This window comes from Marivita sp. S2033 (genome assembly GCF_046592965.1).
In the GTDB taxonomy this organism is placed as follows: domain Bacteria; phylum Pseudomonadota; class Alphaproteobacteria; order Rhodobacterales; family Rhodobacteraceae; genus Marivita.
The window spans coordinates 447,426-465,880 of sequence record NZ_JBISBV010000002.1 but is presented as its reverse complement, the minus strand read 5'-3'; the positions used below and the strand labels follow the sequence as shown (position 1 = coordinate 465,880).

Annotated in this window: 19 protein-coding genes and 1 tRNA gene; 12 read left to right on the top strand and 8 right to left on the bottom strand. The window is 59.2% G+C overall.

Features of this window, described 5'->3' with window-relative positions; translation table 11 throughout:
- Positions 1-280: 280 nt before the first annotated feature.
- From ACGKZZ_RS06475 to ACGKZZ_RS06455, 5 genes are all read right to left on the bottom strand, one after another.
- Positions 281-2,038: a phage terminase large subunit family protein gene (locus ACGKZZ_RS06475; RefSeq protein ID WP_411222665.1), complete on the bottom strand. Its 1,758-nt coding sequence runs from the start codon at positions 2,036-2,038 to the stop codon at positions 281-283.
- The gene (locus tag ACGKZZ_RS06470) at positions 2,028-2,570 is read right to left on the bottom strand and encodes a DNA packaging protein (RefSeq protein WP_411222664.1); all 543 of its coding nucleotides are present in this window, start codon (positions 2,568-2,570) and stop codon (positions 2,028-2,030) included. Before ACGKZZ_RS06470 ends, ACGKZZ_RS06475 begins: the two co-directional genes overlap by 11 nt.
- A 250-nt stretch (positions 2,571-2,820) precedes the next feature.
- On the bottom strand, positions 2,821-4,062 hold the full coding sequence (locus ACGKZZ_RS06465; protein ID WP_411222736.1) for an AAA family ATPase: 1,242 nt from the start codon (positions 4,060-4,062) through the stop codon (positions 2,821-2,823).
- 95 nt (positions 4,063-4,157) lie between these two features.
- Entirely contained in the window at positions 4,158-4,961 is an 804-nt protein-coding gene (locus ACGKZZ_RS06460) for a bifunctional DNA primase/polymerase (protein WP_411222663.1), read from the bottom strand.
- Positions 4,962-4,965: 4 nt separating this feature from the next.
- Positions 4,966-5,322 carry a hypothetical protein gene (locus tag ACGKZZ_RS06455; protein ID WP_411222662.1) on the bottom strand — a complete coding sequence of 119 codons (357 nt, stop codon included), beginning with the start codon at positions 5,320-5,322 and terminating at the stop codon, positions 4,966-4,968.
- A gap of 215 nt (positions 5,323-5,537) precedes the next feature.
- Between ACGKZZ_RS06455 and ACGKZZ_RS06450 the strand changes: the two genes are divergently transcribed.
- The 5 genes from ACGKZZ_RS06450 to ACGKZZ_RS06430 are packed head-to-tail and all read left to right on the top strand — an operon-like array spanning position 5,538 to position 9,729.
- Positions 5,538-6,068 carry a hypothetical protein gene (locus ACGKZZ_RS06450; protein ID WP_411222661.1) on the top strand — a complete coding sequence of 177 codons (531 nt, stop codon included), beginning with the start codon at positions 5,538-5,540 and terminating at the stop codon, positions 6,066-6,068.
- A complete protein-coding gene (locus tag ACGKZZ_RS06445; protein ID WP_411222660.1) occupies positions 6,068-7,438 on the top strand; it encodes a phage portal protein in 1,371 nt (456 codons plus the stop codon). Before ACGKZZ_RS06450 ends, ACGKZZ_RS06445 begins: the two co-directional genes overlap by 1 nt.
- The gene (locus ACGKZZ_RS06440) at positions 7,428-9,188 is read left to right on the top strand and encodes a Mu-like prophage major head subunit gpT family protein (RefSeq protein WP_411222659.1); all 1,761 of its coding nucleotides are present in this window, start codon (positions 7,428-7,430) and stop codon (positions 9,186-9,188) included. The genes ACGKZZ_RS06445 and ACGKZZ_RS06440 overlap by 11 nt, the downstream gene beginning before the upstream one ends.
- Positions 9,188-9,403, top strand: coding sequence for a phage head-tail joining protein (locus ACGKZZ_RS06435; protein WP_411222658.1), 216 nt, complete (start codon positions 9,188-9,190; stop codon positions 9,401-9,403). Before ACGKZZ_RS06440 ends, ACGKZZ_RS06435 begins: the two co-directional genes overlap by 1 nt.
- Positions 9,404-9,405: 2 nt before the next feature.
- The gene (locus ACGKZZ_RS06430) at positions 9,406-9,729 is read left to right on the top strand and encodes a DUF2190 family protein (protein WP_411222657.1); all 324 of its coding nucleotides are present in this window, start codon (positions 9,406-9,408) and stop codon (positions 9,727-9,729) included.
- A 79-nt stretch (positions 9,730-9,808) separates the two neighbouring features.
- Here ACGKZZ_RS06430 and ACGKZZ_RS06425 read toward each other — a convergent pair whose 3' ends face one another.
- The 3 genes from ACGKZZ_RS06425 to ACGKZZ_RS06415 all read right to left on the bottom strand — a co-directional run bounded on the left by ACGKZZ_RS06425 (position 9,809) and on the right by ACGKZZ_RS06415 (position 11,765).
- Complete coding sequence (locus ACGKZZ_RS06425) at positions 9,809-10,141, bottom strand: hypothetical protein (protein WP_411222656.1); 333 nt, start codon at positions 10,139-10,141, stop codon at positions 9,809-9,811.
- Positions 10,142-10,321: 180 nt separating this feature from the next.
- Entirely contained in the window at positions 10,322-11,509 is a 1,188-nt protein-coding gene (locus tag ACGKZZ_RS06420; protein WP_411222655.1) for a tyrosine-type recombinase/integrase, read from the bottom strand.
- Positions 11,510-11,675: 166 nt separating this feature from the next.
- Positions 11,676-11,765: transfer RNA gene (locus tag ACGKZZ_RS06415), tRNA-Ser, on the bottom strand.
- A gap of 182 nt (positions 11,766-11,947) precedes the next feature.
- Here ACGKZZ_RS06415 and ACGKZZ_RS06410 point away from each other — a divergent pair.
- Genes ACGKZZ_RS06410 through ACGKZZ_RS06380 form a run of 7 tightly spaced genes read left to right on the top strand, consistent with a single transcriptional unit; the run spans position 11,948 to position 18,397 of the window.
- Positions 11,948-12,835 carry an SPOR domain-containing protein gene (locus ACGKZZ_RS06410; RefSeq protein ID WP_411222654.1) on the top strand — a complete coding sequence of 296 codons (888 nt, stop codon included), beginning with the start codon at positions 11,948-11,950 and terminating at the stop codon, positions 12,833-12,835.
- 35 nt (positions 12,836-12,870) lie between these two features.
- On the top strand, positions 12,871-14,043 hold the full coding sequence (locus tag ACGKZZ_RS06405) for a D-alanyl-D-alanine carboxypeptidase family protein (RefSeq protein ID WP_411222653.1): 1,173 nt from the start codon (positions 12,871-12,873) through the stop codon (positions 14,041-14,043).
- Positions 14,040-14,666, top strand: coding sequence for a dTMP kinase (gene tmk / locus ACGKZZ_RS06400; RefSeq protein ID WP_411222652.1), 627 nt, complete (start codon positions 14,040-14,042; stop codon positions 14,664-14,666). The genes ACGKZZ_RS06405 and tmk overlap by 4 nt, the downstream gene beginning before the upstream one ends.
- Entirely contained in the window at positions 14,663-15,784 is a 1,122-nt protein-coding gene (locus tag ACGKZZ_RS06395; RefSeq protein ID WP_411222651.1) for a DNA polymerase III subunit delta', read from the top strand. The genes tmk and ACGKZZ_RS06395 overlap by 4 nt, the downstream gene beginning before the upstream one ends.
- A gap of 47 nt (positions 15,785-15,831) precedes the next feature.
- Positions 15,832-16,635 (top strand): TatD family hydrolase, encoded by an 804-nt coding sequence (locus ACGKZZ_RS06390; RefSeq protein ID WP_411222650.1) that lies wholly within the window; start codon positions 15,832-15,834, stop codon positions 16,633-16,635.
- Entirely contained in the window at positions 16,635-17,435 is an 801-nt protein-coding gene (locus ACGKZZ_RS06385) for an MBL fold metallo-hydrolase (protein ID WP_411222735.1), read from the top strand. Before ACGKZZ_RS06390 ends, ACGKZZ_RS06385 begins: the two co-directional genes overlap by 1 nt.
- 26 nt (positions 17,436-17,461) lie before the next feature.
- Positions 17,462-18,397, top strand: coding sequence for an AEC family transporter (locus tag ACGKZZ_RS06380; protein ID WP_411222649.1), 936 nt, complete (start codon positions 17,462-17,464; stop codon positions 18,395-18,397).
- Positions 18,398-18,455 lie beyond the last annotated feature (58 nt).

Below are 18,455 nucleotides of genomic sequence, written 5' to 3'. Positions count from 1 at the left end.
TGTCCTCACGGATCCTAAACCTAGCAACCAACGCGCCAAAGCCAAGACCAACCGCAAATAAGTTCGGCAGAACGTACCGAGAGCCGCAATTTGCGTGCGCTGTCGTCGCGAGAAAGGGTTCGATGGAAAAACTCGGGATGGTGGGGCTCAGGGTTAGTTTTTCGCTTACATTCCAACGGCTTTGGCAAAATTGTTGCTCTTTTGGTTACTTGGACGCCGAATCAATCGGGCAAAAACATGGTGTTATGAATCCGTGAATTGAGTTGAACAGGATCAATCCTCAGCCGCTCAACCACTTCGACCTGACCACGGTTGCCGCCTTTTTCGGCGCGGCCCGCGACGCCAATTCGTCTTCACGCCGATCTAGGTTCATGCCGACCAATGACCGTGCGGCCCACGCGTAAACCGTCGCGTCCAAGGTTTCGGCCCGCTTGCCTTTGATCCGCTCGAACCGGGCCACCGGCTTGCCGTGGGAATAACGCACCACGCGGCGCTCAGAGGTCAACTGTTCAAAGAACACCGGTTCAAGGGCTTGGGCGAACCTGACCCCCTCGCCGCGTTCCAATCGGTTGAACAGTTGCGCCTTCACGGCATCGCTACCGACCAGCCAAAGCGGCGCGCCCTTCGATCCCGACTTTTGCAGAAACGCGCGGCTGAATCCCGCGACCCCTTTAATGCTGACAACGCGACGCCCGAACCTTGGGCGGCTGAACCCATGAACGAGGTCAGTGTGACCCCCATCACCACTGTCGATAGCGCAGGCGTCGATACCGATTGTGCCGCCCTTGGGATGATCCCAGCGGGTGCGCAACAGCGCGTCCAAATCCTCCCAGATCGCTTCCCCATCAATCGCGCCCCACAAAACGCGATGGTCCAGAATGAACAGATCGCTGCGCGCGTGGCCCATCAACACGACCTCTAGCCGATCATCCTGACAATCGACTCCGAGTGTCAGCAACAGCACGTCCTCGGGCAAGGCGTCTATGCCGAATGGTTCACGGGTGTTGAACAGCGCGTTTTCATCAAGGTCGCTTCCCTCAGTCTTCCACGGTTCGCCCAAGACAAGGTTGGTGAAGGTTTGCAGCGTCTCGGGCGATTTCTTCGCCTCTAGGAATTCCGAAACCAGCTTTGACCACCGGGCATTGTGATGGGGGCTGACAAGCGCGTTGATCTTGAACCCGGCATGGCCCTTCACATCGGGCGCTGTGGCCCGCCAGCGGCCTTCTGCGATCATCGCCGCCTTGTGCCGTTCCTCGACAACGCAACCGTTGGACGGGCAAACCCAGTGCGCTGTCTCTGGGCCGCCGTCACCCCATCGAATATCGGCCCATTTCACTTCGGAAAAATCACCGCATGACGGGCAAGACACTTCATAAATTCGTTTATCCGATTTTTCATAGAGGCGTGTTGCAGGTCCAAAGTCGAACACCGGTGTTGATCCCGCGATGATCTTGCGATCACGGAACGTCATGGTCCGCATCTCTGCCAAAGCGATAGGGTCCCCCTCTTGTGAAATTTCATAGCCATCTATTTCGTCAAGGATCAGCACCTTTGCGGTGTGGCGTCGCAGATTGCGCGGGCTTTTGGCGGCAAGGAATTTGAGGCTACCGCCTGCAAACTTGCGGCTCATCATAGTTGATCGGCCTGTGGCGTCGGCTTCATCGGATAGGATGCCGCGCAACGCGGGGGATGCTTCGAACAGCGACTCGAGATCAACCGAATAATCGCGAGCATCGTCTGACGTGGGTTGCACGGCCAAGATATTGCAGGGGCTGTTTGCACAGTAGCTTGCGATCACGCCCGACATAAGCTGGGTCTGGCCCACGCGGGCAGATTTCAGGATCGAAACCCTTTCAATCTCAGGTGCATCTATGGCCTCACAGATGCCGCGTTGGTAGGCCCAGAGACGCATCTTGCCGGGTGTGGCCGATGCTGTTTGGGGCAGGTAGATGTTGCCTTCGATCCAATCCGCCAGTGGGGTGGCAGGGGGTGGGCGCAAGGCTTGCAGCGCGTTGCGCCTTATCAATTCAATCCCCATCGGCCAGACCTTCCAAGGCGTTTTTTATTTCGACTTCAATTGTCTGAATATCATGGGCGGTCAAATGTGGCAGGGTCGCGCCGCAACGGGACGGAACGGCCAGCATCGCGGCCCGCACATCGCGCAGCACAGAAGCCCATTCCCGTTCGACTTGGCCACTCTTGACCAACTCGCCTCGGGCGGCGGCGTTCCGCAATTCAATTTTGTCAGCTTGCTCCTTTGCGAGTCGCAGCTTTTCGGCATTCAATTCTGGATTGGATGATGTGGAACGGCCCCGACCCATTGGTGAAGCACTGTCGCGTAGTTTCTCGCAATACGCTTGAACCGATTTTTTCAATGGGAATTGTGCGCGCCCAGATCGGTGCAGAATACCATCACCTACTAATTGAACAATTCGTGTCCGGCTAATGCCCAGAAATGCTGCCAGCGTCGACTCGTGGACCGCTGAGGGCAGGTCCACATCTTTTTGGGGGTTGGGGTGCGCTTCGGCAGAGGAAGGCCCTAGCAGGTCAATATAATAAGCCTCAGACATGGGTTAATCCTATTCAATTTTGATTGTAGGGAGCGTTTTTTCGGGGTTCTGCGTCCCCGCATGTGGCCCCCACCGGAAGGACCCATTGGGATTGATCGTATGCAACCGCGTTTCAATTCCAGTTTCGAGTTGCATGTGTTCAATTCTGCATTGCGATTGAACCAGTTGCATCGGTGTTGCGATTGAGCAGGTTGCATCTTTCTTCTTTCTATTCTTCATGCGACAAAACACAGCGACAAGCGCGACACCCCTAAAGGGGTGTGTCGCTGTCGTCGCTCGACCGCTCAGTGGTGACATTTCCACTTGTCGCGGTGTTGTCGCTATTGTCGCGGGATAGTTCAGGGAAACACATATCTAATGGATACAATGGGTTAAGCGTTCTTTCATTGTCATTTCGCGACAAAAACAATTGTCGCAAGAGTGATTTTCTGGTCCGTTCGAAGTCCCGTTTCTGCGCGGCCTCAGTCGGGGTTCGCGACAAAGCCTTCGATTGATCCAGTTCAACTCGCAGCGCCTTTTCGCAGACACTTTCCCCGCCCTCGCGTTCTAGGATTGAATACAGCGTAAGCATGAATGCCCGCTCTTTCGGGTTACGAATTTCACTTTCGGCAAAATCGTCCATCACGGGGCGGCACAATGCGGCGGTTATATCATCGCCGTCTTCATCCTCTCCGAGATATGCGCCTTCGATCTGGAACTGCAGTTGCTGGTCGCATGGTCCGTTCCGGTTCTTCGAGAGCTTGCCCGTCACGGTATTGCCGTCGCGCTGCAACGCAATGGCCACGTCCAATGCACCATTCAAAACGCTATGGCCACGGGGCAACCCGTCACCTGACTTTGTGTCGTGGTGGATCAACACAACCGCCGCGCCCCACTTGGTCAGTGCACGGGCCACGGCCACAACGCGCCCCATTGCAGCGGCGTCGTTTTCTTCCAAGCCGGGGAACGCCATGGCCAGCGTGTCTATGAAGACCAGCGACGGGCGCTGTTCCTTGACCGCATCGCGCAGCGCCTTGAAGTCTGGCGAGTCTTTGATGAGAAGGTTTGACACGCCCGCGACCACGGCAAAATCAGGTGCCTCGCCTTGGTCCTCGCGCAGCGCCGCAACGCGCATCTGTAGGCCCGTCTCATCCTCAGCGGCCACATAGAACACGCCACCTTGCTTTGTGCGCTTGCCGAACGCCTCGCGTCCCTGAGCGACCATGTAGCCTAGCAGCGGGGCCAGTGTGGACTTGCCGCAACCGGGAGCGCCGACAATCGCCGCCACGTCGCGCGGTGCAATGAGTCCCTTGATAATATAGCCGCGCTTCGGCGCACTGGCGCATTGGTCAGGGAATATAAAGCGCAATTCGGTTGCGGGCGGATCTCCGGCTTTGCTCAGGGCGTCCAGATCGGCGGCAAGGGATACGTCCAATTCGATTGAATCGGGTGGATCGCTTAGCAGGTCAATGTCGTCCGGATCGTCCAGATTTTCGACCCACTCCTGAATCATTTCGGCCTTCTGAGATTCCCGCACGATATGCAGGAGCGTTGCCCCGGTGATCGCAGCGCCGTTGCCGCGTTTCCCGAAGCTGCGCCACTTGCTTTTCAGATCACTTTCGCCCGGATAACCCCCTTCATCCTTGGTGCGCGAATCGCGTTGCGACCATTGATTGAACAGGTTGAAGCCCAAGAAGCCGCGCCGCTTTCGTAATTCAGCGCCATTCCGATGGTGCGCCAAGAGTCATAATCCTGCTTGGATGGGTCCAACTGTTCCAGTGCGGCTTTCAATTCAGTTGATTCAATGGGTTCAGCCGGTTCGGCTTGCGGTTTCGGGTCGGCCTTGCGCAGCGGGCCAAGGGCCACTTTCGGCGGTGGCACAAGGTCCAGGGTTGCGGGAACGAGTCGCTTCCCTTTGGCCCATTCGTATCGCTTGCCGCTTGGATGAATGCTGCCGGGTGCAACAACATAGGTGCCGGTGCCTTTGAGGGCCAATTCCCAACCGTCACCTTTGGCGATGGTGTGAGAGGGCAACGGCTCAGGTGCAAAAAAGAAGTAATGCTGCCCTGTGCCGCTGCCCGTTTCGACCACATAGGCACGATCCGATTCGGGTAGTGCCGCGTCCAATGCCTTTATCAGATCGGCGCGTTTTGATCCATCGCGCAAATCAGCGTCTAATGCGTGGAGATACCCGTATTCTGTCTTTGAAGCCTTGCCCATTTGCAGGGCAGTATTGTGACCACTGACGATACCGCTTTGCAGCTTTTCCAGCGTATCGGGCTTTTCACACCAGCCTTTACGAAAAGGTTCCTTGGACGCTGGTTTCAAAAGGTGCATTGCGACGCCGATTTTGTGCAATTCAGCCAAATCCGGCGCTTTACTCTCTGCTTCAGGCAGGCTAATTTCAGTCACGTGCTTATCCTTTGTGATTGGGGGTATCATGTTGGTGATTCTTTGGTGATTGGATCATCGCTTCTTCGTTAGAACCCCCGGCGCTTTTATTAGTGTCGGGGATTTCTGTTTCTCGCACCCGGTTTTCAAGATATTTGATGAACTGAACAGGGCTTGTATGATCGTTTTTTCCGAATGCCCCAACTGCGTGACCCAGTGCAGCGATTCGCCCACTGCCCCGGATTGCCTTTTGTATGGCTTCGAGTGAATTAGGCGGGTGGCCTGAGTATGCCTCGACCAATTGCTGTTTGACCCATGCCAATTGATCGCGTGGGGAAAGTAGGGCAAATCTCGCGGCGAGTGCTTTCGTTTCGGGTCGCATATAGATTCATCTCCTTAGTCCCTTACGAAAATGGGGCGTGAGACTCCCGACCCACGCCCCATTTCCACTCTGGTTTGCCGCTTTGTCCTTTAAGCGGCGCGACTCCCCAGCCGCTGCCCTGAGATGACTCGCATTGCTCAATAGGTCAAGAGATAAGATTATCTTGCAAGTTCGTTGAGAGAGAGCTACGCCCCAGTTAGAAAAGGAGTCCCGCCATGCGTCTGTCTGAAATTGCACAACATCTCGCCGAACTGGAAAACCGCGACCCCGAGTCGACCTTGATCCGGTTGCGCAACCCGTTGGTGAAACAACTGATGAGTGGAACCCCAGGGCGCAGGGTCAAGAGTCCGGTTGGATATGACCCACTCGAACTGCTACGCGCCCGCCTTTTGCTCGCTATGGGTGACATTCCCCTGACAACAACCGAAATGGGCGCAGCCAATGAGACCCTGAACCAACCGCCCGCTTTACGGAAACTTCCTGATTGGGCAGAGGATCGCGTCATTCCCAGTGGGTTGAAGTGTTTGGTCAACGCCGCGCGCGCAGGTGAAGATTGGAACCTCATTCTGGTAATCCGCATCTTCGAAGGTGAGCGCAGAATTTCAAGCTTCATCGCCCCAGCGGGTGAAGGTGAAACCGCGTCCCGCGCAAGCCGCGCCGTTGACCTGCGCGACGGTCCGACCATTGCCCGCGTTGTCCTCCCCGCATCAGACCTTATCAAACCCTTGCTCGGGGTGTTGGATTGATGGGCTTCCTTGATCTGTTTCGCCGCCCCGCGCCCAAACCGACAGCCGTTCGTCGCTTTGACGGGGCGGCGGGTGGCCGTCGCGGTCACGGCATGGGCACATTCCACCGGATTAACCCAGAGGTTGCCGCCGGGGCCACGTCGCTGCGCGCAAGGGCGCGATACCTTGCCGCCAACAACCCTTGGCTTGCTCAGGGCGTCGCGAACTGGACCGGGGCGCTGGTCGGGGCCGGTATTGTTCCAACGCCGAAACACCGAGACAGCGCCACACGCGCCGATCTGACAGCCCACTGGCAAGGCTGGACAGATACCGCCGATATTGACGGTCGAACGGATTTCGAAGGTCTGCAAGCTGACATGGTGCGCGGCCTTGTCATTGACGGGGAATCGTTCGTGCAGATCGTCCAAACCGAAACTGGCCCGCGACTGCGTCTCATTCCACCGGAACTGGTAGACGAGTCCATGACGCGGGAATTGGGCAATAATGGCTTCATTGTGCAAGGCGTCGAATTTGACGAAAGCGGCCAACGTGTCGCTTATCACATTCTGCCAAGCCGCCCGCATGAGCAATTCGCCAACTATGCGCCGCCGGTTCGGATTTCCGCTGACGAGATTCGGCATGTGATGAAACCGCTTGCCGCTGGGCAGGTCAGGGGCGTGTCTTGGTTGGCACCGGTTATCCTCCCCGCCTCAGAATTTGACCAGCTTTGCGACGCGCTTCTGGTGGGCACCAAGGTCGCAGCCATGCATGCGGCCTTCCTTGTGGATATGAACGGCACCGGCTCAGAGCCTTATGACGGCACCGAAGACGGCGGCATTCTGGAAAGCGGTTTAGAGCCGGGAACCATGAAGCGGTTGCCCACGGGTTTTGATGTGAAATTCAACACACCGGGTCAGGCTCAGGAGATTGGTTCGTTCCTTCGCATGAACCTGCAACAGATCGCAGCCGGTCTGGGTTTGCCGGAACACCTGCTCTCTGGCGATCTGACGGGAGCCAATTATAGCTCTCTCAGGGCCGGACTCCTGCCATTCCGGCAGCGCGTCGAACAAATCCAATATGGAACTCTCGTGCCGCAATTTTTGCGCCCGGTCTGGCGCGAAGTGATCCAGCACGGAATCCTTGCTTGCGATCTGGTCGCGGATGATTTTGAAGCATCGCCGCACGACTATCTCGCGTGTGACTGGCTCCCGCCCGCCTTTATGCAGGTTGACCCCTACAAGCAGGTTCAAGCCGATGCCGCCGAACTCGAAGCGGGGCTGACCAGCCGTCGCAAGCTGGTGGCCGCGCGCGGCTGGTCGCTCGAAGACCTCGACGCCGAACGTGCCGCTGACCCTTACCAAAACAGACAGGAGGGCAGCGATGCCACTTGATGATCTCATGACGCGACGGGCGGCATTCTCGCCCGATACGTTCGATGGTGATGCAATGACGGTCGAAGCCACCATCTCGACTTTTGCCGATGTGTCACGGCGCGACGCGCGGGGCGGCTATATCGAACGGCTCGACCCCGCCGGGTTGGACCTGTCCGCCCTCATAGGCGCGCCGGTTCTGGACGGCCACCGGCAGGGCAGCGCCCGCGATGTGGTCGGCACCGTCACAGATTACCGGATGGAAGGGGCCGCGCTGGTTGCCACCATTCGCCCTTCAAATGCCGCAGATGCTCTACCCGTTGTGGAACGCATCCGTGAAGGAACCCTGCGCGGAGTCTCGGTCGGCTATCGCGTAACTCAGTGGAAAAATGCGACCGATCCTCAAAGCAAGGCCCGGACGCGGACGGCAGTCGCGTGGTCAATCTCAGAGGTTAGCGCCGTCCCTATTCCGGCAGATGCCGGGGCTACATTCAGGAGTAAACGAATGGAAAATGAAGAACTGACAATCGACGCTGAGCGTTCAGTGCTGATTGGGCGCGTCCGTGCGGCCCATAACCTTGACGGGGAATGGGTGACACGCATGGAAGATGCGGGCGATGAACTCACAGATGATGAGGTTCGCCAAGCTGGTCGCGACGCGGCATTGGCCTTGCGCCAGTCGAACCCGGCCCCTCGCATCCGCACGGTCGGCACACAAGACGATCCGGCCACACAGATGCAGCGTCGCGGCGATGCACTCTATTCCCGCGTGTCTGGTGAAGCGCCAGACGATGCCGCGCGGCCCTATATGAACGAGTCACTGCGCGACATGGCGCGGGCATGTGTTGAGGCCACCGGCACCAGCACACGGGCGATGGACACCGATCAACTGTTTCGCGCAGCGATGCATACCACATCGGATTTCCCGCAACTCCTGACCAGCACCGGCAACCGGACGCTCACGGCCTCTTATCAGGCGGCGCAGTCGCCCGTGAAGACGACGCTGGCACGTCAGGCCACCATGAACGATTTCCGCACCGGGACGCGGCTCAAGCTGTCCGATGTGGGGTTGCTCGAAAAGGTCAGAGAGTCGGGGGAGATCAAACACACGACGCGTTCTGAGGCGTCGGAAAGCTACGCACTCGACACCTACGCCACACAATTCGCGATCTCGCGGAAAGCCCTTATCAACGATGATCTTGGCGCGTTCCGGGATTGGGGTGCAACGGCGGATCGCATGGCAGCGGAAACCGAAGCGAACCTGTTGCTCTCGCAGCTTCTGAGCAACCCTGCCATAGGTGAAGACGGCAAGGCGCTGTTCCATGCCGATCACGGCAACCTTGCCACTGGCACGGCTCTTGATGTGGTGGCGCTGGATGGTGCGCGCAAGTCGCTTCGCGGCATGAAGGCACTGGACGGCAAGACGCCGATCAACGCCACGCCCAAGTACCTGTTGGTCGGGCCGGAACTGGAAACCCAAGCTGAACAAGTGTTGGCGTCGATCTATGCCGCGACTGTGGACAGTGCGAACCCGTTTGCGGGCAAGCTGACATTGCTGGTGGAACCCCGGATCACAGACGCGTCGTTCTATGTCTTTGCTGACCCCGCCGCCCTGCCGGTGCTGGAATACAGCTACCTGTCCAGTGCGCAGGGGCCGCAAATGTCCAGCCGCGAAGGGTGGGACGTTCTGGGCATGGAATATCGCGTTGTTCTCGACTTCGGTTGTGGCGCTGTTGATTTCCGGGGCGCGACCCTGAATCCGGGCGTGTAATGACCAGTCTGGTCGAACTCCAAAAGATGCGTGAGGGGCTTGTTGCGTCTCGCGCCGAAGGGGTGCGGCGCGTGAAAAACGTCGGTGGTTCGGAGGTTGAGTACAAGAGCGACTCGGAGATGGCGAAGGCCATTGCGGCGCTCGATGCTGAGATCCGAAGCGCCACGACGACCCGCGCTCACACCATTCATTTCAACACATCGAAGGGAATCTAACGATGAAAAATTACGTTCAAACTGGTGACAATATCACCATTCCAGCAACCGTCGCTGTCACATCCGGCGAAGTTGTGATTGCTGGCGAATTGATCGGCGTCGCCGCTGGTGACGCTGGCATTGGTGAAACCGTCGATCTGGTCACGCGTGGCGTGTTCAACATGTCGAAAGTCGGGGTGGATGCCTTCACCATCGGCGCACCGGTCTTTTACGATGAAGCCGTAGGGTTGGTCACGACAGAAGCCGCAGGCAACCCAGAGATCGGCCTTGCCGTCACAGATGCCGCCAGCGCCAGTGGGGCGGTCAACGTCCGACTGCACGGCTGATACCGGATACCGGCGCTATGCGCGTCGGTGTGAGAGGCCCCGCCCATTGTGGCGGGGCTTCTCGCGTTAGCCGAAGCGATCAAGCTCCTTTGTCTCTGAGCCAAGAAAGTGCACGTTGAACAGCTTGATCTTCGTTACCTTCATCGACCCACGGCATATCGCTCAATGGAACCCAGACCGAAAAATCGCCTGCCTTTGCTTCATGCTTACCTTCAATGACGGGATACGCTGGTTGAAGATGAAAATACTCTTTCCGTAGCCAGCGGACACTGTAATTACGATTACGCAAGCCTTGAAGGATTTCGATACGAACCTGCATTTGCCCTTCTTCGCCTCGGAATCCTTCTTTAGTTACAATCTCAATTGTTTTGGCAACTTCATACGCTTCTGAAAAATCCTCGTAATCTCTCATTTCAATCTCACTCTTTTTCGTAGGTTCCGTTTGCTGGGGTATCTCGCCAGCTTAGAAGGCGTAGCAAAGAATTGGATCAGATCAAAGCTTCCGTTGTTTCAATGGCTCTGGTTAGCAACCGCTCTTATCCGATCGTTTCGAAGACAACACCATCTCGGCTTTTTCTGGCAGACCACGGCTTTAAGATAACAATTCGCCAGTGGCTTGCCATTGGTCAATCACGCCGTTCCAGTGTTCCAGCATCGCGCGGCGTTCGGCCATGTAGGTCGCGGCATTGTAAGCGCCGCGCACCTTATTGCCTTCGACATGCGCAAGCTGCATTTCGATCACGTCAGGGCGGAACTTCCCACACTCGTTCAAGTAGGTGGACGCCGTGCGGCGAAAGCCGTGGACTGTGGCGCGGCCCTTGTAGCCCATCCGATACAGCGCAAAGAGCATCCCGTTTTCAGAGATGGCGCACATTTCATCGCCAGTGGGTCTCAGGTTCGTTCCCCTGTGACTGCCCCACATGGCCGGATCGTCGCAGACGCCTTTCAATTCCTCGAACAACGCCGCGACCTGAGGCACGATTGGTACCACATGATCGCGCTGCATCTTCATGCGCGCAGCGGGGATAGACCATTCGTTGCCGTGGATCTCCGACCATCGCCCGTCGCGCAACTCGTTTGTGCGCACCATCGTGCGAATGATGATTTCCAGTAGCAGCTTGGTTTGTCGTTCCCCATCATACTGCCCCAGCGCAGCGAAGAATTGCGGCATGTCCTTCGGATGCACGAACGGCATGTGCTTCTGTTTCGGACGTGGTGCCAGTCGTTCGTTGATCCCCTCGACAGGGTTGTTGTCGACTCCGTCGAACTTGGCGAATTTGAACACGCGCCCGATGTGATCTTTCAATCGTCGCGCCGTTTCAAAATGGCCCTTGGCTTCGACCTTTTGGATGATCCCAAGAACCTCTTGCGGCGTGATCGCGTCCATCGGCTTGTTACCCAGCGCGGGCAGAACGTACCTTTCCATCCGGCGATGGGCTTGACCCCCATAGGCGCTGGAAAGCGTCGGGGCCGTCTTGCGCCACCACAATTCAAAGTAATGCCCAAAGCTGGACGTGTCGCCCTCAGAGACAGCCGCCTTCACATCACTGCCGGTCGCAGCCGCCGCGTGTATGGCGTCGCGTTTCTCTCGCGCCTTGGATAGTGAGATCGCCGGAAACGCCCCCAGTCCCAGCGCCTCTTGCTTTCCGTCTTTGCGGTATCGCACGACCCAGCTTTTCTTGCCCTTGGGCGAGACGCTGAGGAACAGCCCGTCTCCATCGGCCAGGAATCGGCGCTTCGCTTCACCGGTTGCGCCCCGGCACTCTTGAAATGTCAGCATAGCAGTTACTTTCGGCTAGTTACTCAGATGCCGAATTGTTACTCAAAACAGTTACTCAAACAAGGGAACTGGCGGGAAGCCATGAGACACGCCGGGAAAACGAAACCTTTTAAACGGTTGAATACGTTCAATTTTCGGGGCTGAAATTTAATCTATGGGGATTTTTTGGCGGAGGCTCAGGGATTCGAACCCTGGGGACGCTCTCACGCCCAACGGTTTTCAAGACCGCCGCATTCGACCACTCTGCCAAACCTCCGGTGGCAGAGCACATAGCGGGGCGGCTGCGATTCTGAAAGCGGGCGGCGGGAAAATTTTGGGTGGTGTGCCGTCGGACTTTTCTTGCGGTCAACATCGCTGTAAGGTTCGTGCAAAACACGATCGGCGCGACGGGTTTTGCCCGGTCACGCCCGGTTCGGCACAGCATAAGGCGAGCAGGCAATGAAGAATTCGATCACGCACCCCCGGCTGTGGCGGCGGCCACGCGCATTCATGATGTGCGGGGTGACCCTGCTTGCAGTGGCGGGCTGTGAAGGCGGCAACCTGCCGGGGTTCCTGCAAGGCGGTGAGTCCAATTCATTGGCTGCCGAGACCGCATCTGGCGCTTCGCGATCGACAAAGCTGGTCGAGCGCGACATCGAAGCGCCCGAGGTCTTCCAGGTGTCGGAACCCGGGCTGTGGGACGGTCGTCCGTCGCTTGGTGGCGTCTGGGCTGCACATCCCGATGTTTCGGAACCCGAGCGCGTCATCATCCGCAACGAAGCCAACGGCAATTTCGTCATCGGCGCGCTGTTTCGCAAAGAGCGCGAGACGCCGGGGCCACGCCTGCAAATCTCCTCCGATGCAGCGGCGGCGCTCGGAGTGCTGGCTGGCGCTCCGACCAACCTGAACGTTGTGGCATTGCGCCGCCAGGAGGTGCCCGACGATGCAGCCGCCGCCCCGGCGCAAGACGTACCCGGCGCTGATGTCGACGCTACGTTGGCGGCACCCACGGATGTTGCGGAAGCGACGCTCGATCCGGTGACCGAAAGCGCGGCCGCGGCTCTTGATGCGACACCGGAACCCGCGCCCGTTCCGCGTCCGGCCGCGTCGTCGCTGGATAAGCCTTTCATTCAAATCGGTATTTTCAGTGTCGAACAGAATGCCAACAACACCGCCACCGCGATGCGGCAGGCGGGAATGGTCCCGACCGTTCTTGAACAATCCTCAAGCGGCAAGGCGTTCTGGCGCGTGCTCGTCGGGCCGGCACAGACCCGCGCAGAGCGCAGCGCCTTGCTTGCCAAAATCAAGAATTCCGGCTTTACAGACGCCTACGTCGTCACGAATTGACTGCCGTCCGAAACCGACAGGACAGGAGAGCTGCCATGATCCGCCGCTATCGCAATTTTCTCACCGCAGGTATGGCCGCGCTGATGCTGAGCACCGCTCCGCTGGCGGCATTTGACACCAGCGCAGAAGCGGCTTTCGTGCTGGATGGAACCACCGGGACTGTATTGCTGTCGAAAAACGCCGACACCGCCCTGCCCCCGGCGTCCATGTCCAAGCTGATGACACTCTATATCGCCTTCGAGGCAGTGCGCGACGGGCGCTTGCAACTGGACGAGAAATTGCCGGTCTCCGCGCATGCCAATTCCTTTGGCGGCTCGACCCTGTTCCTGCGCGAAGGCGAAAGGGTGGAGGTCGAGGATCTCTTGCGCGGTATAATCGTGTTGTCGGGCAACGACGCCTGTGTGGTGATCGCCGAGGCGCTGTCACCCGACGGGTCCGAAGCCGGATTTGCGCGCCTCATGACCCAGCGGGCGCAGCAGTTGGGCATGTCCAACTCCACCTTCAAGAACGCAAGCGGTTGGCCTGCTGAGGGGCATGAAATGTCGATGCGTGATCTGACATTGCTGGCCCAGCGTCTCATCAACGACTTTCCCGATTTTTACCCGATGTTCGCCGAAGAAGAGTTTCTTTTCGACGAAGCGGAATCGCAGAACCGCTACAACCGCAACCCCCTGCTGGGCCTTGGGATCGGCGCGGACGGATTGAAAACAGGCCACACGCAAGAGGCCGGCTACGGGCTTGTCGGCTCGGCCAAGCAAGGCGACCGGCGCGTGATCTTTTCGATCACCGGCCTCGACTCCGCACAAGCACGTGCGCAGGAATCGGAATCGATCGTCAACTGGGCGTTTCGCCAGTTTGCCGAGAAAACCGTGACGAAAGCGGGTGCCGTGATTGCGACAGCGGATGTCTGGATGGGGGCCAGCGACACGGTCGGCCTGGCGGCGAAGGACGATGTAACATTGCTCTTGCCCAACATGCCCGGCAGTGGAGTGACCGCCGAGGTTGTCTATACCGGCCCGATAAAAGCGCCGGTGGTCGAGGGTCGCCAGTTGGCCGAGTTGATCATCAGCCCCCAAGGGCTGCCCGAACACCGGATTCCGCTTTATGCTGCCAGCGGCGTGCCCGCCAGCGGCTTTGTCGACCGGATCATGAACGTCTCGCAAGTTCTGATGGGACGTCTTCGCGCACCGGCCGACGGTGCGATGTGAGCCGACACGGGCTGTTTCTCAGCTTTGAAGGGATTGACGGGTCGGGCAAATCCACGCAGGCGCGTGCGCTGGCCGACAGGTTGACCGCGCAGGGGCGCGATGTGGTCCTCACCCGCGAACCCGGCGGCAGTGCGGGGGCCGAAGAAATCCGCGCTTTGGTCTTGCAGGGCGATCCGGATCGCTGGTCGGCGGAAACCGAACTGTTGTTGTTCACCGCCGCGCGGCGCGATCATCTTGAGCGCACCATCCGCCCCGCGCTCGAAGCCGGAAACATCGTCATCTGCGATCGGTTTGCGGACAGTACGCGCATGTATCAGGGGCTGTCGCGCGGCGATCTTCGCGCCAAGGTCGATGCCCTACACGATCTGATGATCGGCGTGGACCCGGATTTGACGATTCTGATCGACATGGACCCGGCCACAGGGTTGAGCCGTGCCAAGTCGCGCAATACCAAGGAAGAGCGGTTTGAGAATTTCGGCGAAGGTCTGCAAGCCAGCATGCGCGCCGGGTTTCTTGAATTGGCAGAGGAATTCGCGACCCGGTTTCGGGTGATCGACGGGGCCGGTGCGCCCGAGGTTGTTGCAGAGGATGTCTGGGCTGCGGTAAGCCCGCATCTGCCATGAGTGATACCAGAACAGAACCCGACCGCATCGACGGCGCGCCGCATCCGCGCGAGACCGCGCGCCTGTTCGGACAGGACGTAGCCGAGGCGGATTTCCTGCAAGCCTATGGTTCGGACCGGTTGCATCACGGCTGGCTCATCACCGGTCCGCGCGGTGTGGGCAAGGCGACGCTGGCATGGCGGATCGCGCGATTTCTGCTGGCAACGCCCCCCGCCGATGCGGGCGACATGTTCGGCGCAGCCGCCCGCCCGGCGGATCTTGGTATCGACCCCGAACATGCGGTGGCGCGGCGGATGCAGGCCGGATCAGAGCCCGGCCTGTTCGTTCTGCGCCGCCCGTATGACGAAAAGGCCAAGCGTCTCAAGGCACAGATCACGGTCGATGAAGTGCGCCGGCTCAAGAATTTCTTCGCCCTCTCCGCCACCGATGGTGGACGTCGTGTGGTGATTGTCGATGTGGCCGACGATATGAACGTCAACGCGGCCAATGCGATTTTGAAACTGCTGGAAGAACCGCCCGCCCGGACTACAATCCTGCTGGTCAGCCATCAACCATCGCGCCTCTTGCCGACAATTCGCTCGCGCTGCCGCGAATTGCGTCTGGCGCCCCTTGAAGCGGCGGACATGGCACAGGCGCTCGCCGCTGCCGAGATCGACCAGACCGGGGCCGACCCGGCAGCACTGGCCGCTTTGTCGGGTGGATCAGTTGGTGCGTCGGTGCGGCTCTTGCAACAGGACGGGCTGACGCTCTACGCCGATCTGGTCAAGCTGTTGGCCACCCTGCCCGACCTCAGCCGCCCGATTGCCATCGCTTTGGCCGAAAGCGCCGCCGGGCGCGGCAAGGAGGACCGGCTTGATCTTCTCTTGACCCTGTTTGACCGTGCTCTGGCGAGGCTCGCGCGCACTGGCGCACTCGGCCAGCCACCCGACCCGCCCGCCGCGCTGCAAGAGGCCGAGACATTCCAGCGTCTGTGTCCGACACCAGAGGCCGCGCGGGCATGGGCACGGATTGCGCAGACCGAAGGCGACCGCTTGCGACACGGGCGGGCGGTGAACGTCGAAACCGGATCGCTTTTGCTGGCCAGTTTTCTGGCGTTGCAGGACGGCTGCCCGCGATAACGCCGGGGTGGCTTGACGCTCCCGCGCGCATCCCCGATACCTCAGCCATGTTTACTCACACGATCACCGACAGTCATTGTCACCTGGATTTCCCCGACTTCGATGACGAACGCCCCGACGTGATTGCACGGGCGCTGGATGCGGGCGTCGGGCGGATGGTCACCATCTGCACCAAGCTGCGGCTGGAGCCTCAGGTGCGCGCCATTGCCGAAGCCTATGAGCCGGTGTTCTACGCCGCCGGCACCCATCCGATGAGTGCCGCCGATGAACCGCTTGCACGCGTCGACGAACTGGTCGCGCTGGCGCAGCACCCGAAGTTCGTGGGCATTGGCGAAACGGGACTGGATTATCACTACACGAGCGACAGTGCGGAGATTCAAAAACAATCGCTCCGCGTGCATATCAAGGCGGCGCAGGAAACCGGCCTGCCACTTATCATCCATGCCCGCGCAGCCGATGACGATATGGCGCGTATCCTCACAGATGGCTTTAAGAACAAGCCTTACAACTGTGTAATGCATTGCTTTTCTTCATCCGCCGACCTCGCGCGCGCAGCGCTTGATCTTGGGTTTTACCTCTCGATGTCGGGCATCGCGACCTTTCCCAAGAGCCAGGATCTGCGCGACATTTTCGCCTCCGCGCCTGTGGATCGCATTCTGGTGGAAACCGACAGCCCCTACCTCGCCCCGCCGCCGCATCGCGGGCGGCGCAACGAACCGGCCTACACCGCGCATACCGCGCGCGTCGGTGCCGGGCTGTTCGGGATGGATTACGCAGAGTTCGCCGCGCAAACCGAGGCAAATTTCGACCGGCTGTTTTCCAAGGCGGCGCAGTACGAGTCCGCTCCATGATGGGCGAGACGCGCTTTACCATACTGGGCTGCGGATCATCTGGCGGCGTACCGCGCCTTGGCGGGCATTGGGGGGATTGCGATCCGACAAACCCGCGCAACGTCCGACGCCGCTGCTCGATGCTGGTGGAGCGGGTTACGGATAGTGGCATCACCCGCGTTCTGATCGACACATCGCCGGACATGCGCGCGCAGCTTCTGGACGCTGGCGTCGGTGAACTCGACGGCGTCGTTTACACCCACAGCCATGCCGATCACGTTCACGGCGTCGATGATTTGCGCATGATCGTCTTCAACATGAAGCATCGTTTGCAGGTCTGGGCCGATGGCGACACGCAGAACGATCTGTTTTCGCGCTTTGGCTATGCCTTCGTGCAGCCCTCCGATAGCCCTTACCCGCCGATCCTTGAAATGAACACCATCATGGGCCCGGTGACCGTGACCGGCGCTGGTGGTTCGGTTGTGCTGACGCCGTTCCGGGTCAATCATGGCAGCATCGACGCGCTTGGTTTCCGGATCGGCGATCTGGTGTATATGCCTGATGTTGCGTCTATTTCCGAACCCGTCTGGGCCGACCATCTGCAAGATCTCGACGTCTGGGTTCTGGATGCATTGCGCCGGAAGCCGCACCCGACCCACGCGCATCTCGCGCAATCGCTTGAATGGTTGGACCGCGCCAAGCCGCGTCGAGGCATTCTCACCAACATGCATATCGACCTCGACTACGCAACGGTCGACGCCGAAACGCCCGCGCACATCACACCGGCCTACGACGGCATGGTGATCACGCAGCCGCTATGATCCTGCCCGCGATCAGGTGATGTGACATGCAGACGCTGATCGAGATCATCCTGCCGGTTTTTGTCCTGATCGGTTTTGGTTATGTCGTGACGTGGCGTGGCGTGCTGGGCGAAAGCGTGATCGACGGGTTGATGAAATTCACCCAGACCATCGCGATCCCGTGCTTGCTGTTTCGCTCGATCTGGACGCTCGATTTCGGCGACAGTTTTACCGCGCCCTTGCTCATCAGCTTTTACACAGGCTCGCTCAGCTGCTTTCTGGCCGGGCTGTTCGGTGTCCGCTTTTTCTTCAAACGCGGCTGGGAAGATGCCGTCGCCATCGGCTTTTGTTGCCTGTTCGCCAATTCTGTCCTGCTCGGCCTCGCCATCACGGAACGCGCCTACGGGACAGACGCCCTCAGCGCCAATTACGCGATCATCGCGCTGCATTCGCCATTCTGCTACGGCCTGGGCATCACGGTGATGGAATTCGTCCGCGCCCGCGCGGCGGAGTTGCCAAACCGGGATGTGCCGATGATCGTGCTCAAGGCAATGTTCCGCAACGCGCTTGTGATCGGAATCATGCTGGGCGCGGTGTTCAACCTGTTGAATATCTCGCTCCCCGTTCCACTCAGCGACGCTCTGGACATGATGGTGAGAACCGCGCTCCCGGCCGCGCTTTTCGCCATGGGCGGCGTTCTGTACCGCTACCGTCCCGAGGGCGACATGCGGGTGATCCGTTACGTTTGCGCGATCAGCCTGGTGCTTCATCCCACGATCACCTGGACCCTGGGAAAAAGCTTCATGCTGGATGACAGCGCGTTTCGCAGTGCCGTGTTGAACGCCGCGATGGCTCCGGGGATCAACGCCTATGTGTTTGCCAACATGTACGCACGTGCCCGTCGGGTGGCGGCGTCATCGGTATTGATCGCCACGGCGCTGAGCGTTTTGACGGTGTGGCTCTGGCTCGGGGCTCTCCCGTAACATCCGGATCTATGCAGGATCGGCGCGGACCACTGCGGCACATCCACTGCATGATGTG

Bases quoted from the DNA above. Each gene is read 5' to 3' on its own strand.
- ACGKZZ_RS06475 (WP_411222665.1), bottom strand. From the start codon at position 2,038: ATGGGGATTGAATTGATAAGGCGCAACGCGCTGCAAGCCTTGCGCCCA.
- ACGKZZ_RS06470 (WP_411222664.1), bottom strand. From the start codon at position 2,570: ATGTCTGAGGCTTATTATATTGACCTGCTAGGGCCTTCCTCTGCCGAA.
- ACGKZZ_RS06465 (WP_411222736.1), bottom strand. From the start codon at position 4,062: ATGATTCAGGAGTGGGTCGAAAATCTGGACGATCCGGACGACATTGAC.
- ACGKZZ_RS06455 (WP_411222662.1), bottom strand. From the start codon at position 5,322: ATGCGACCCGAAACGAAAGCACTCGCCGCGAGATTTGCCCTACTTTCC.
- ACGKZZ_RS06450 (WP_411222661.1), top strand. From the start codon at position 5,538: ATGCGTCTGTCTGAAATTGCACAACATCTCGCCGAACTGGAAAACCGC.
- ACGKZZ_RS06445 (WP_411222660.1), top strand. From the start codon at position 6,068: ATGGGCTTCCTTGATCTGTTTCGCCGCCCCGCGCCCAAACCGACAGCC.
- ACGKZZ_RS06440 (WP_411222659.1), top strand. From the start codon at position 7,428: ATGCCACTTGATGATCTCATGACGCGACGGGCGGCATTCTCGCCCGAT.
- ACGKZZ_RS06435 (WP_411222658.1), top strand. From the start codon at position 9,188: ATGACCAGTCTGGTCGAACTCCAAAAGATGCGTGAGGGGCTTGTTGCG.
- ACGKZZ_RS06430 (WP_411222657.1), top strand. From the start codon at position 9,406: ATGAAAAATTACGTTCAAACTGGTGACAATATCACCATTCCAGCAACC.
- ACGKZZ_RS06425 (WP_411222656.1), bottom strand. From the start codon at position 10,141: ATGAGAGATTACGAGGATTTTTCAGAAGCGTATGAAGTTGCCAAAACA.
- ACGKZZ_RS06420 (WP_411222655.1), bottom strand. From the start codon at position 11,509: ATGCTGACATTTCAAGAGTGCCGGGGCGCAACCGGTGAAGCGAAGCGC.
- ACGKZZ_RS06410 (WP_411222654.1), top strand. From the start codon at position 11,948: ATGAAGAATTCGATCACGCACCCCCGGCTGTGGCGGCGGCCACGCGCA.
- ACGKZZ_RS06405 (WP_411222653.1), top strand. From the start codon at position 12,871: ATGATCCGCCGCTATCGCAATTTTCTCACCGCAGGTATGGCCGCGCTG.
- ACGKZZ_RS06395 (WP_411222651.1), top strand. From the start codon at position 14,663: ATGAGTGATACCAGAACAGAACCCGACCGCATCGACGGCGCGCCGCAT.
- ACGKZZ_RS06390 (WP_411222650.1), top strand. From the start codon at position 15,832: ATGTTTACTCACACGATCACCGACAGTCATTGTCACCTGGATTTCCCC.
- ACGKZZ_RS06385 (WP_411222735.1), top strand. From the start codon at position 16,635: ATGGGCGAGACGCGCTTTACCATACTGGGCTGCGGATCATCTGGCGGC.
- ACGKZZ_RS06380 (WP_411222649.1), top strand. From the start codon at position 17,462: ATGCAGACGCTGATCGAGATCATCCTGCCGGTTTTTGTCCTGATCGGT.